We start from the raw sequence: 13,194 nt of genomic DNA, 5'->3' as shown, positions 1-13,194 counted from the left end.
GCCTGCGGATCAGGACCCGGATGGCGGAGAGGGATCGAAATTGACGCGCTCGCGCTCGAACACCACGGGCTTGTCGCGCACCTGTCCGTAGATTGCGAGAACGTATTCGCCGATCATGCCCATGAAGAACAGCTGCACGCCGCCGAAGAAGAACATGGCGACGATCAGCGTGATGATGCCGGGCTCGGCGAGCTGTCGGTACAGGATCAGGCCGACGACGAAATTGACGACGGCGTAGCCGATGCTCAGGGCCGAGATCAGGAAGCCCGCGAACAGCCCGAAGCGGACGGGTGCCGTGGTAAAGGACACCAGCCCGTTCAGTCCCTGGTCGATCAGCGCGCTAGCGCGGTTCTTGGAAAATCCCTTCTTGCGCTGGCGCCAGGTGTAGGGGACGCCGACGGCGCGGCCGCCGCATTCGAACGTCATCATCCGCATGAACGGATAGGTGTCGCGGACGTGACGCATGGCCTCGACCACGCGCCGGTCGACGAGCTGGAAGTCGCCGACGCCGGGAGGGACGTTCACCTCGGAGAAGCGGGTCAGCAGGCGGTAATAGGCGTTGCGGATGCCGCTCATCAGCCGCCCTTCCTCACGCACGGCGCGGATGCCGTAGACGATCTCGTACCCGGCCTCCCACAGTTTGACGAACTCGGGGAGCAATTCGGGCGGATCCTGAAGATCCGCCGGCATGAACAAAAGAACCGCATCCCCCCGCGAGGCCATCACGCCGTTATAGGTGTTGCGCAGCGGCCCGAAATTGCGTGCGTTGACGATGATCTTCACCGCAGGATCCTGTGCAGCGATCTCGCGCAGGATTTCCACGGTGCGGTCGTCGGAGGCGTTGTCGCAGAAGATGTGCTCGCGCCGGTACCCTTGCAGCTCGCTATCGAAGATCTTCCGGATCGCCTCATAACAATCCCGGACGTTGAGCTCTTCATTGTAGCAGGGAGTGATGACGCTGATTGTTTTCACGTTCGCATCTCTGGAGCAGGGCAAGTGGTCAGCGCGGCGTATCGGCAGCATAGACAGCGGACTTGTGGTAATATCTGGCGATGCAATCGTTAGGCAATCTGTCGGCGTTGGCCGTCACGTCGGCGGTCATCAGCAAGGACGGCGTCGATTTGTGCCGTGGAATCACGACAACCGGCTCGGGGCTGGTTGTCAGGAAGGCGTGTCGCGCAGTGCTCTCCCGCCAATAGGGATACAGGTCCTGTCGTTGCGAGCGCAGCTGAAACCCCGTCGAGCTCAGGCCGAGCGAGCCGATCATGAGTAGCGCCAAGCTCACAGGTAGCCTCACCGGACCGAGCAGGCCACGAAACGCGCCCGCCGCAAGCCGTTCCCGCAATTGCGGGCGGTAGGCGCCGACGAGCAGCCTGGCCGCCAGCGTCGATCCGAACAGTAGCAGGATCAGGGCCTGGTTCTGCGCCCTTTCAACGAGCCTCATGCCGGTCGCATAGCGATGGGCGAAATACTCGAAATAGCCGCACGCCAGGCAGATTGCGATCGTGCCGAGAGCGAGCCGCTTGTGCTCCTGCGCCGCTTGGGGTGTCGGGTCAGGTTCTGCCAATGCAACGAGGCCAACAGCGGCCAGCCAGCCGATAACGGCGGGCTCTCGAACAAAGCGGCCGAGGCCGGCGAGCGAATCGAGCAGAGCCTGAAAGATCGATAGCGCGACATGTCCGCCGTTCGGAAGTTGTCCCATGCGCGTGCCGTTGCCGCCGGCGGAGACGACGATGATCCACCCGATCGTGATGGCTGTCGCGATCGCGACGTGATGCATCAGCTGGCGCGGTTGGCTGAAGAGATGGCGCGCCACGAACGACGCCGATATGATCAGCAGGAGCCAGACGCCAGTGAATTCGTTGCACAGCGCAGCGGCGAACCCGCCGAGGGACATCGCGAGGCTTAGCACCCACGAAAAGCTGGCTTGCCGTTCAAGCGCCCGGACGCACTCCCCCAGGATCAGGATGGTGGCCAAGGCGGGCGGGACGTAGCAGGTCACCGCCGACAGCCAATAGAGCAAATCCCGGACGCTCGGAGCTGCGCCGAGCACGGCACCCGCGAACGCGAGTATGAGAAAGGTCAATTGAAAAGCGCTGCCGTGCGGCCAGCTACGGGCCATGGCCAGCGCCGTGGCTGCCAAGAACAGCGCCGCGCTTACAGCCATGGTGGCGGAATAGGCCGACAGGAGGTCGACGCCCGCCGCGGCAGAGATCGCCGGCGGCAGCTGGGTCAGCCACAGGGCCAGGACGCGGCCCGATTGCGAATGATAGAAGCGCAATACGGTGTCGATGAAACCGTGACGGGCGTACAGATCGGCGAAGCAGAAGTCGTCATGTTCGGGCGCGCTGAGCGCCGTGAGCGCAAACAGAGACAGCAGAAAAATTGCAGGAAACAGGCTGCAGAGGGTCCAGCCGATCCAGGTCCGGCGATCGCTGACGGGATGCGTTGCCAGTGGAATAACACCTTGATTGTGCACGCAAAGCCCTCTCCGATCCCGGCCAGACTAGAGACAACTGGCCGGTGTCGCAATGTTCATTTCGACCGCTCCGGGGCGCTTGCGCGGCGCGCCGGCGACTGTTGCTAGAATTCACGCCGCTTCAGCCAGGCCCGCGCCCCCCAATGGGCGAAGCACCAGGCCGATCTGATCGGCGAGAGCTGCTCGACATTGCGGTAGATCTGCCAGACCCATTTGGCCGAGCGCATCGGCCGGCTCGATACCGAGGACCCCCGGACGCGGTAGCGCGCCAGATCCTCGTTGAGGCCATATGCAGTATGGCCGCGCTTGAGGATCGACAGCCACAGGCAGAAATCGTCGTAGCCCTCGTTCTTCATCGCGACGGGACCTGCGATCTCGCGATCCACCATCGCGGTCAGTGTCGCGATCGCGGTGTTCTTCAGGAGCTGCCCATAGGTGAGCGAGGCCGGCACCTCGATCAGCCGTCCGGTCACCGTGTTGGTCTCGTTGATGCGTCGGAAGGCGGTGTAGCTGAGCGCGGCCGGCTTTGCCTTCGCAAAGGCAAGCTGCCGCTCCAGCTTCTCGGGCAGCCACAGATCGTCGCTGTCGAGGAAGGCGAGATAGCGGCCCTTCGCCTGGTCGATCGCGGCCTGACGCGCCAGCGCCGGCCCGCCGTTCTTCGCCTGCCGGATCAGCTTGACGCGCGGGTCGCGCTCGCCGATGTCGGCGATGATCTGCGGGGTCTTGTCCGTCGAACAGTCGTCGGCGATCAAGAGCTCCCAATCGGTGAATGTCTGGCCCTGCACCGAGCGGATCGTCTCCTCGATCAGGCCTTCGACGTTCCAGGACGGTGTGATGATCGAAACGAGCGGCATGACGGGTCCGTTCAGTTCACGCGGGCCGGCTCGGCGATTGCGGCACGCAAAGACGCGGCAAACGTGTCGAGCAGCTTGGTGTCGCCGACATAGAGCTCGCCCGGATAAGAACGCCGCCAGGCCGACTGGAAATAGGGCGCGCCCTTGGCCGGATCGAACGGCCCGGCGGCGAGCGCCGCGCGCAACCGTGCGGGTACATCGGCCAGACGATCGACCGCATGGACCAGCGGGCAGGAGCGGTAGAATGCGTCGCCCATCACCACCACCGGCTTGCCGAGCAGCAGCGCTTCGGCGCCCGACTTGCTGTTGACGGAGACGACGGCAGCGGCGCGATCGAGCACGGTGTAATTGTTGGTCTGCGGCGGCAACAGTACGAAATTGTCGAACCGCCGCGCGAGCTCGAACAGGCGGGCGGCCGAGATTGCCCCGATCTGGGCAGGATGCTCCTTCACCACCAGCACATGCGAATCCGGGATCGTGCGCAGCAGGAAGTCGACGGTCGCGACCTGGTCGAGATAGTCCGGCGAGCGCAGCGTCAGTGCCATGTCTGCCGGAACGTGGAACGGATAGTAGACGAACGGCGTTTCGGGGAGCGGCTGGTAGAGCCTGCGCAGCCGCGTCGCGTTGAGCGCCATCGCGGCATGCACCTGGGCATGACGCAGATTGTGCCCGAACTCCTGGTGCTTGCCGAGCGCGAACTGGTCCCACAGCTTCTCGACGAGGCGGTTGGCGTTGCGCAAATTGACGACCTTCTTGAATGCCGCCGAATAATGATGCTGGTCCTTCTTGGGAATGACGATCGCGCGCTTCGTCAGCGTCTCGTCGAGATATGCGCGTACCTCGGGGGACACGGATTCCGCGGGCTCCGCCATCATATCGGGAGCGGCAAAGCTGTCCGGCGTGAAGTACATGCGGCCGCGAAAGAACGAAGGCTCGATGAACCAGTTGCGGATGTTGCGGCGCCTTGCGGCGTAGAAGCTCGCGATCACTGAGAGAAAGCCGCCGAGCTCCTGCACCAGCTCGGCTTCCTTGCCTTGCCGCTCCAGCCGGTCGAGCAGTGTCTCCATGGCGTTGGCGTAAATCATGAAGCGCCGCCGCAAGGCGGCAGTATCGCGGATGCCGAAGGTGAAGCGCTCATGGCTGAACAGGAAGTTGGTTCCGTCGAGGCCGTAGGCGGCAACGCGCGTATCGAACGCGGCGCGATCGTCGGGCCGAGGGCCGGCCTTGAGGCCTTCGCGATACATGTTCGTGACCGGCACGCCCTCGGCCGCCGACATCTCGGCGCTGCGATCGTCGAAGGCAAGCAGCTCAACGTCATGGCCTGCCGCGCGCAAGCGCTGTGCAACCGGAATCCAGAACCGGGTCTGGTATTCGGCAAGCGTGGTGATGAGAATGGTCTTTGCGGATGCTGTCATGGCTCTAGTGGGCGTGTTCGATCGCAATGCTCGCGAGCGGCAAGCCCGTCATCGCGCAATGCGCGCGCTTTGCCGTATATTGGGACGGGCTCGCCTGATCGTGCGCGGCGATGCGCTGAAGCAGGGGCTGGACGAGGGACAGTGCGATCCGCTTGTCGCGGCGGGCGGGATTGAACCGGCTGCGCAGCCGCTCGGTGAGGGCGGAGCCGAGCGCCGCGCTGGCGGCGCCCTTGATGATTTGGCCGATGCTCGGCTTGTCGCGCGTGCCCTTCATGGTGGCAAGCAGCGATACGTAGGGCCGGTGCGCGTTCGTCGCGCGCGTCAGGACGTCGGCGACGCGTTCGGCGGCCTGTCCGTCGTTCAGATGAAAGAAGGCCTCGATATCGGCGGCGTGAACGCGGGCGAAATCGAAGGCCTCGGTCTCGCGCGCGATGTGGTCGATGGCGCTGAGCAACTCGTCGAACGAGGCGACCGGCCGGCTCACGCGTGCGGGCAGCGCGGCATGGCCGGCGGTCATCGGCGTGTTCAGGTACTCGAGCTGGAGCGGGAGCTTGCCGAGCAGGACCGATTCCACGGCGGTTCCGCAATTGAGATGAATGACGGCGGCGGCATTGCGGATGCGGTCGAGCACGCTGCCGGTGCCGTCGATCAGGACGTTGGCGTGGCGCGAAAGCGCGTTGCGATAGACGTCTTCGCTCTCGAAAGGATGCGGACGCACGAGAATGTTGCGGTCGGGGCACGCTGCGGCAAGCCGGTCGATCTCGGCGAGATAGTTGGCGAAGACCTGCTTCAGGTCCGCGATGAAGCGGTCGACATAGGCGCCGTCCCAGCCGGCCCGCACCATTGCTTCGCGCTCGCCGCCAGGCTTGCCAGTGAAGCGTGAATTGACCAGTGGAAAGTTGGCGTTGACGAGCAGATAGCCGCTCGGCTCGCCGTCGAGCAGCGTGCGCCAGCGTGGCGCTGCAAAATCGAAGCGGGGGCATCCGGTGAGGTGAAGTTGCTCCGGCTTCATGGTCCCGGTCGCGAGGAAGGCGTCGCGCAGCCGGCTGCCCCAGAAGAAATAGCCCGTCAGGATGTCGGCGTAGCCGCTGCCCTTGATGTGCGCCGCCATTGCCGGTGGCGAATTGCCGCCCTTCTCGGCAAGCACGCCGCCCTCGGTATCGAGCACGTAAAGCGCAAGGCCCGCCTTGGCGAAGCTGCGCATCAGGTCGAGATTGACGGCACGTGCGTAGTTGACGACCAGTGCGTCCAGCCCGAGCCGCGGCACGTCGACGGCCTGCTCGTACATCGGCACGAGCACGACCGAGACGCCACGCCGCGCGAGTTGATAAGCGAGCATGACTGCCCCAGGCAGGTCACGCTTGGGGTGATCGACCACCAGGCCTATGCGCAAGATGTGAGCTCCCGGCAGATCCGCGTCAGAGCCGCATCACGGTGCGCTCGAGCTCCGTCAGGGCACCGACCGCGCGGAAGCGCGGCGGAGGTTCGGGAAAGATGCGCGGTTGCTGAATGTAGGTTGCCGTGTACAGCAGGCGGCTGTGCTCCGACTGGATCCGGCTTCCCATGTGCAGGCAGCGCGCCGTGTTGACGATGAAAGAAGACAGACGAGGCGCTATCATTTCCTTGACCACGTTCGGACCGGTCTTGGCGAACACCTGGGCGTCGCTCATATGACTCTTCAGCGAGTTGCGGAACGACTTCGACGGCCCGGCCGGAATGAAGGTGAACGGACCGTCCGCGGTGTCTTGAACATCGGTCAGATAGATGAAGAGCTTGCAGACCCGCTTGTCGTCGTGATCGAGGTGCCACAATTGCGAGAAGCTCAGCGCCTGATTCGGGGTCGGTTGCGACAACGTCAACACCACGTCCGACAATTGCGGGAGGTCGTGCATGAAGTCGCCTATGATGCGCAGCGCAGCCGGTTGCAACGCGTAGCGCACGAAAGGATGGTCGGTCGCAAAAGACCCGTTGACGAGGTCCTCGTCCAGCAGGCTGACCCAGAATGATTTGTGCCGTTCCTTTTGGTGGCCGACGAGCTCGTTGAGGCGCTTCACCTTGCCGTCCGCGAACGAGGCGACGGCTTCCGCGAGGCTGCGATCTACGAGCGCGGACACGTCGACATAACCATCCTCGGCGAGCTTGCGGCTCGCCTCGGACCACTCGGGCTTCGTGGGAAGCTGCTTCAGCAGCGCGACGCGCTTGGTGCGCGCGGGCAATTGCAGAGCGGTCAGGGCCGCCTTCACCGCCCATCCGAGGTCGGTGCGGTTGACGTGCCACAACAGGCGGCGGAACTGGCTGATCTTGGCTCTCTTCGGAGCAGTCTGATCAGCCGTCGTGTTGATGGTTGTCATGTGGGCTCCCAGCAATACAAAAAGCCATCATTGTGGATCGTCGGGGCGAACGGCATCCGTTCTCGCGCCAGGACGCGGACGCGGCCCCGTTGCTCGTACTCGTCGAGGGTCGAGAACAGCTGCGTCTGGTAGTCGACCGAACGGATATAGAGGAAGCTGACGATATCTCGCGGATTCAAGAGATTCAGCAGTTCCGTCGTCGGCTCGATGTTGATGACGCGCTTCGGCCTGGCGGCAATGATGTTGTCCACCACCTTGCGCACGTCATAAGGAATCTGCTCGATGCAGAAAAAGGTGAAGACGACCTGATCACTGATGGCGGAATAACTCGGGTCGTTGCCGTCGGTCAGGTCGATCCTTTCGAGCGAAATCCGGTCCGACAAGCCATAATGCGCCGCGATCTCGCGGCCTGCGGCGATCCCGTTCGGTGCAATGTCGAACCCATGCAGCTTCCAGTCGGGATGATTGAGGTGGAGCGAAAGCAGGTTGATGCCACAGCCGGCGCCAAGCTCGACGATCTCGGTGGCGCCGCCCGCGTGCCGCGCGAGCAGGTCGCCAAGGGCTCGGGCACGATAGCGATAATAGTCGTCGGCCGCGATCCTGCAGATCTGATTGTCCACCTTGCGGAGAGCCCGCGTGGGATTCTTGGGTATCAGGAACTCATCGATGCTGGCGGCTTTCGTCCAGCTCTTTTCGGTCAGCATTCGCAGCCAATGCGTCAGGTTGTACTCGGAATCCACGACGTCGGCCGTGCGCTTCACGCGGCGCATGGCGAGACGGCCAATGCTCCTTGCCGCGTCGATGGCATAAGTCGTGGCCTTGTCCGTCAATGACGCCGGAGCGAACCCTGTGGTCACCGCCTTCGTGTCTGTCGCGTGGATGTTCATTTAGCTGCTTTGGATGTCAGTCCCATCAGTTGTCCGACTGCGGGAAATACGGTCCGGTGCCGACGCTCGAGGACCAGAAAGTACTGGAGCACCCAGGTCACCAGACAGAAAACCATGGAACCGAGCGCGAGCTTTAGCACGCTGTCGAACCGAATGTAACCTGCAATTGTTGCTAGAAAAAAGCTTGCCAGGAGAAGGATTGCGAACTGGGTTCCGATCATCTTCGCGAACTGATTGCGATCGAGCTCGAGTGCACTGCGCAACTCCCTCAGCTGCAAGGGAAGCACGGCGATACTACCGACGACCTGGCCAAGTATCAGGGCGCGTTCTGCGAACAAATGCAGCGTCGCGGCGGAGACCGCCGCCCAGATCAGAAGCTGAACCGCCACCAGCCGGTTGAGCTTGGCCTGCACCTCGGGGCGCGTCAGGAAGATCAAGCTGCCGATTGCCACATATTGCGCGCAGATCGGAACCAGGAAGCTTAGGCCCATCCAGAACGCGTAGGGCGCAAGAAGGGGGCCGATCCAGATCTCCATGATCTCGGGCGAAAGGATTGCGGTGCTGGCAAGCGGCGGCACGACGAACATCGGCATCATGACGAGGCCGAGGTCGCCGAGTCGCTGGAACGACGCGGCGCTGCCGCGCTCGTCGAGCCGGCTGGCAACTGGAAGCAAAGCGGATGTCAGGAGGCTGACGACGACTTTGGAGACCCGCGACAATCGTACCAGCGCGTCGTAGGTGCCGACGGCCCTGGGCCCGAACAGCAATCCGATCAGGAACGGTTGAAGCGGTCCGGAAATGCCGCCCATCAGCTTGCCCTGCAGCAGCAGCAGGCAACGATGCAGAATGTCCTTCCGGATGTCCGGGGTCCATGGCAGCAATCGCACGTGCTTGTGCCGCAGGGCGACGAAGGCGGCAATTCCGATGACGACGGCGCGGGCCACCAGGGTGGCGAGATAGATGTAGGCGACCACCTCGAAGCCTGCCGCCGCCCACGATGCTGCGAATGTCAACCCGACATAGGCCGCCGTCGACGTGACCTCGGCGGCGCGGAGCAGGTTGTAGCGCTCGAACCCTTTGACGATGCCTTCCCACACCAGCGCCGGAACGAAGATCAGGTTAGCGATGGCCGTGTAGTGCATGATCCGGGCGAACGCCTCCAGGTGCGCGGCGTCAACCTTCATCACCGTCACGAACAGCGGCGTCGCGAGCCAGATCGCGGCGCTGAGGATCAAGGCGAGAGCGATGGAGGCGGCACCCAAGAAGGCGATCTGGCGGCTGGCCTGGGTCCAGTTACGGTGCTCGCGCGCGCGCGCGACGACCTGGGTTGCGACCTCGGACAGACCGAGGTCCAGCACCGCCATCATGCCGCTGGGAAGCAGAAGCCGAGAAATGACGATGAGACCGAACTCGGTCACCCCCCAGGTTCCGATGATCAGCGGAATGACTGCGAGACCCAGCAGGGCGGCCACGCCGAAGGCAAACGCCGAAATCACCGTGTTCTGGATCAGGCGCTTGATCATCGAATTTCTGCTACCAGGCGCTCAGGCCGCCATCGACGGCGATGTTCTGGCCGGTCACGTAGGACGCGGCATCCGACACCAGGAACAGCATGGTCCCCACCATCTCGTCCGCGCGAGCCATGCGGCCAAGAGGGATACGGGCGCCATAGCGGGCCTTGAAGGTTTCGTTCTGTCCGCTCTCGACCCCGCCCGGGGTGAGAGTATTGACCCGAACGCCCTTGGCCGCCCAGTAGGTCGCAAGGTGCTTCGTCAGCCCGATGACGCCGGCTTTGGACGCGGTGTAGACGGCGGGCGTGTTGATGGCCCGGCCGAGATATTCGGAGCCTTCGTAGATGCGCTGGTCGGGCGCCATCAGGCCGTAGATCGAGGCGGTCTGCACGATGGCGCCGTAGCCGCGTTCGGCCATTCGGCCGCCGAAGACCTGCGCGACGTTGAACATGCCGTCGAGATTGACGGCCATGATCTCGCGCCAGGTGTCCTGCGAGAACGTCTCGACGGGGGCGAAGAAGGCGTCGACATCGCGGGTCTTGCTCGCGGCATTGTTGAGCAGGATCGAAACGGATCCGAGATCCGCCTCGAGCGCATCAGCAGTGCTGCGTACGGAGCCCGGTACGGTGACGTCGCAGCCATAGCCTTTGGCGCGGACGGGGTGACGCGCGGCGATGTCGGCAGCCGCAGCATCGGTCGCGGCCTGATCGAGATCGACAATCGCGACGTTGGCACCAAACTCGGCAAGGCCTTCGGCGAAGCGGCGTCCGAGGATACCGCACCCGCCGGTGACGACGGCGGTTCGGCCGGTCAGATCGAACAAAGCCTTGAAGCTCGTGGTCATCGCTTGAGGCTCCTCAGCCCGGCTGTCGTTGGCGCAGCAGCAGTTCCACCAGGGCAAGATCGAGATCGGAATCGATGTCGATCGAGCGTTCCTCCGGCATTTCGAACAGGCGCGTGTCCGGGTAGAACACCGCGGGTCGCGCCAGGAACGGCGCGACACGCCAGACGTAGATCGACGCGTTCATGTCGAAGCAGCGCGGTGCATCCTGCCGGCGCGTGATCGGAGGATCGGCGGATTTGGAGAGGCCGACGCTGCCGTCGCTGCGCTGCTCGACCAGGTTGAAATAGGGCGAGCGTCGGGCCGGTGCCCCCGTGATGACGTTGCGCGCGCCGCTCTCGCGCAGCAGTGCGACTGCGCCGGTGATGTCGGAGGCCAGGCGGAGCGGGGAGGTGACGTCGAGATCGACGAAGATCTCCGGCGTCTTGCCGGTTTGCGCGATGGCTTGCTCTAGACAGTGGCGGATCGCCGGCAGCTTCGGCGCGGTGTCGGTCGCCATCTCGTCGGGGCGCTTGACCGCGATGTCGGCGCCAGCCTTCAGGGCGGCCTCGAGCAGCGCATCCGAATCGCTGCTGAAGGCGATCGTGTCGAACAGGCCCGTCTCGCGTGCCTGTGCGATGCTCCAGGCAAGCACCGGCTTGCCCAGGAGATCGCGCGCATTCTTGCCCACGACCCCCTTCGAGCCGCCTCGCGCGCAGATGGTGCAGAGCAGACTCATGGGGATACCCAGGTCTTGCTGCGCAGCGCCCGCTCGCTGGCGTCGATCAGGTGCACGACGCCGAGCGCCTCGGGCAGCGAGCAGGCCGGGCTCGCGCCACGCATCGCCGCGACATGCATGTCGCGATAGCTCTGGTCGCGCGCGCTGGGGATCTCCGTTGTCTTGCCGTTGACCGTGAGGCGGCTGCCGACGAGGTCGGCCTCGATGGTGTCCTCATCGACATTGATGCGGATGCGGCGGATGCCCTGCCGGTCGAGATAGTCCATGTGGACGTGGACCGATGGCGCTCGCTGCATGTCGAGCAGCAGGTCGAGATGGTCGTCGACGTCGATGTCGCGCGCGCCGGACGCGCCGCCGAGCGCCGCGACGCGATGCCACGGCCCGAACAGCCAGAGCAGATAGTCCAGTTCGTGGCTGAGATCCCGCAGCACGCCGCCTCCGGCATCGACCGTGGCCGACGCGGTCGTGCGATGATCGCGGCCGGGGCGCCACTCCCTGATGTCCTGGCCGACATAAGCGGCGACGGTGATCACGTCGCGCCCCCGCAGCCTTTCGGCCAGGGCCGTCATCACCGGATGAAAGCGCAGATTGTATCCGACACTGACCTGGGCAAACGGATATTTCGGGGGCGGGACCGGCGTCGCGAACAGCGGCTTCTCGACCAGGACTTTACCTTGGAAGCCGGTTTGCGCCAGCTCTTGCAGATTGTCCGCATGGCGCGCCGTCTCGGTGGCAATCACCACGTAGTCCGGATGCGCCGCCGCGACGGCCTGCGCGATCGATCCGTAGTCGCCGCCGTCGCGCCGGCTGACCGTTGCGACCTGAAGGCCAAGCTCGCGCAGGACACGCGCATGCCTTGTGCCGATCGAGCCGAGGCCAACCACGACGGCTTTTGTCGAGGTCACGGGAAGACCTCGTGAAACTCCGCATGAGCCTGCTCGAAATCCTCCAGCCGACCGATGTCGAGCCAGTATTCGCGAATCGGATAGACCGCGACGCGTCCCTTGTCGGCAATCACGCGCTCGAGCACGGTCGGCATATCGATGCTGAGGCCCGGCGTGACATGGCGGAAGACGGACCTGCCGACCACATAAATGCCGGCGCTGACGAACCAGCTCTCGGTCGGCTTCTCGCGAATGGTCTGGAGAAATCCGTCCGTCGTGGACACCACCCCATAGGGGACGTGCACCTTGTGCTCGCGGACCGCCATTGTCGCTTCCGCCGGCGTTCCGATGTGGAAGTCGAGAAGCGCTCCGTAGTTGATCGTGGTGAGAATGTCGCCGTTGGTGACGATCATCGGCAGATCCGGCGGCGTCGCAAACAGCCCGAGCGCACCGGCGGTCCCGAGGCGTTCGGTCTCGTGCACGTACTGGATGTGGGCGCCGAAGGCGGCGCCATCGGCAAAGTAGTCCTTGATCGTCTCGGCCTTGTAGTTCACCGAGATGAAGATGTTGCCAAAACCCTGCTGCACGACGTTGCGGACGATCGTCTCGAGCAGCGGCCGGCCGCCGACATTGAGCATCGGCTTCGGCACGTCGCGCGTCAGCGCGCCCAGGCGCTCGCCGAGGCCGCCGGCCATGATCAGCACCGGATTCGGATACTGGCGCGGTTCGAGCAGCTCATCGAGCGTCTCGACCACGACGAGATGGCCGCCCTCGTCGACGAGCGGGAGCTGCTTGATCGACCTCTGCCGCATCAGATGCAGGCGGTCCTCGCGGGGCAACGTCGCAGGCGCCGACACCGGCGTCCGGTTCATGATGTCGGTCGCAAGCCCGGTGAGGGCGACGCCGCGCAGCAGTCCGCGTCTGACGTCGCCGTCGGTGACCACGCCGAGCAGCCGGTTCTGGTCGTCGAGCACCAGCGCAATCTGGATGCTTCCGCTCTCGATCGCGGCAATGGCCTCGCCCACACTTGCCTGGGTACCGACGATGGCCTTGCGCCAGGATTTCATGGCAATTCTGCCTCGTATGCGCCAGGATTGGGGGCGGCCCACGGCTGAGCCTGCTATATCGCGGCTGCGGCAGGCGGCGTCAACCCCGTCAGGGGACCCGGGCTTGTGCTTGTTAATTCACGCGTTTTCAGGCGCAATCGGTCGGTTTGAAGCGCCCCGGCCCTGCCGCTAAGATCGGTGCGGCTTG

General features: G+C 64.2%; 12 protein-coding genes. All 12 read right to left on the bottom strand.

The features are described from left to right. Window positions 1-9: 9 nt before the first annotated feature. The gene (locus BDOA9_RS29470; RefSeq protein ID WP_025037540.1) at window positions 10-972 is read right to left on the bottom strand and encodes a glycosyltransferase family 2 protein; all 963 of its coding nucleotides are present in this window, start codon (window positions 970-972) and stop codon (window positions 10-12) included. 28 nt (window positions 973-1,000) lie between these two features. After that, window positions 1,001-2,479 (bottom strand): DUF6056 family protein, encoded by a 1,479-nt coding sequence (locus BDOA9_RS29465; protein WP_025037539.1) that lies wholly within the window; start codon window positions 2,477-2,479, stop codon window positions 1,001-1,003. A gap of 104 nt (window positions 2,480-2,583) precedes the next feature. Next, window positions 2,584-3,333: a glycosyltransferase family 2 protein gene (locus BDOA9_RS29460; protein ID WP_025037538.1), complete on the bottom strand. Its 750-nt coding sequence runs from the start codon at window positions 3,331-3,333 to the stop codon at window positions 2,584-2,586. Window positions 3,334-3,344: 11 nt separating this feature from the next. Continuing rightward, window positions 3,345-4,748, bottom strand: coding sequence for a capsular polysaccharide export protein, LipB/KpsS family (locus BDOA9_RS29455; RefSeq protein WP_025037537.1), 1,404 nt, complete (start codon window positions 4,746-4,748; stop codon window positions 3,345-3,347). 4 nt (window positions 4,749-4,752) lie between these two features. Then, entirely contained in the window at window positions 4,753-6,141 is a 1,389-nt protein-coding gene (locus BDOA9_RS29450; protein WP_042336803.1) for a surface carbohydrate biosynthesis protein, read from the bottom strand. A 25-nt stretch (window positions 6,142-6,166) separates the two neighbouring features. Continuing rightward, complete coding sequence (locus BDOA9_RS29445; RefSeq protein ID WP_025037535.1) at window positions 6,167-7,099, bottom strand: hypothetical protein; 933 nt, start codon at window positions 7,097-7,099, stop codon at window positions 6,167-6,169. Continuing rightward, window positions 7,096-7,986 (bottom strand): SAM-dependent methyltransferase, encoded by an 891-nt coding sequence (locus BDOA9_RS29440; protein WP_025037534.1) that lies wholly within the window; start codon window positions 7,984-7,986, stop codon window positions 7,096-7,098. The genes BDOA9_RS29445 and BDOA9_RS29440 overlap by 4 nt, the downstream gene beginning before the upstream one ends. Then, window positions 7,983-9,509: a hypothetical protein gene (locus tag BDOA9_RS29435; protein WP_025037533.1), complete on the bottom strand. Its 1,527-nt coding sequence runs from the start codon at window positions 9,507-9,509 to the stop codon at window positions 7,983-7,985. The genes BDOA9_RS29440 and BDOA9_RS29435 overlap by 4 nt, the downstream gene beginning before the upstream one ends. Window positions 9,510-9,519: 10 nt before the next feature. Then, window positions 9,520-10,341 (bottom strand): SDR family oxidoreductase, encoded by an 822-nt coding sequence (locus BDOA9_RS29430; protein ID WP_025037532.1) that lies wholly within the window; start codon window positions 10,339-10,341, stop codon window positions 9,520-9,522. 13 nt (window positions 10,342-10,354) lie between these two features. Next, on the bottom strand, window positions 10,355-11,056 hold the full coding sequence (locus BDOA9_RS29425) for an acylneuraminate cytidylyltransferase family protein (RefSeq protein ID WP_025037531.1): 702 nt from the start codon (window positions 11,054-11,056) through the stop codon (window positions 10,355-10,357). Continuing rightward, entirely contained in the window at window positions 11,053-11,961 is a 909-nt protein-coding gene (locus BDOA9_RS29420) for a Gfo/Idh/MocA family protein (RefSeq protein ID WP_025037530.1), read from the bottom strand. Before BDOA9_RS29420 ends, BDOA9_RS29425 begins: the two co-directional genes overlap by 4 nt. Beyond that, entirely contained in the window at window positions 11,958-13,007 is a 1,050-nt protein-coding gene (locus tag BDOA9_RS29415) for a nucleotidyltransferase family protein (RefSeq protein ID WP_025037529.1), read from the bottom strand. The genes BDOA9_RS29420 and BDOA9_RS29415 overlap by 4 nt, the downstream gene beginning before the upstream one ends. Window positions 13,008-13,194: the final 187 nt, after the last annotated feature.

The sequence above is a fragment of the Bradyrhizobium sp. DOA9 genome, from assembly GCF_000617845.2.
Lineage (GTDB): Bacteria > Pseudomonadota > Alphaproteobacteria > Rhizobiales > Xanthobacteraceae > Bradyrhizobium.
The sequence above is the reverse complement of the archived record's forward strand: the minus strand, read 5'-3'. Positions and strand labels throughout refer to the sequence as shown.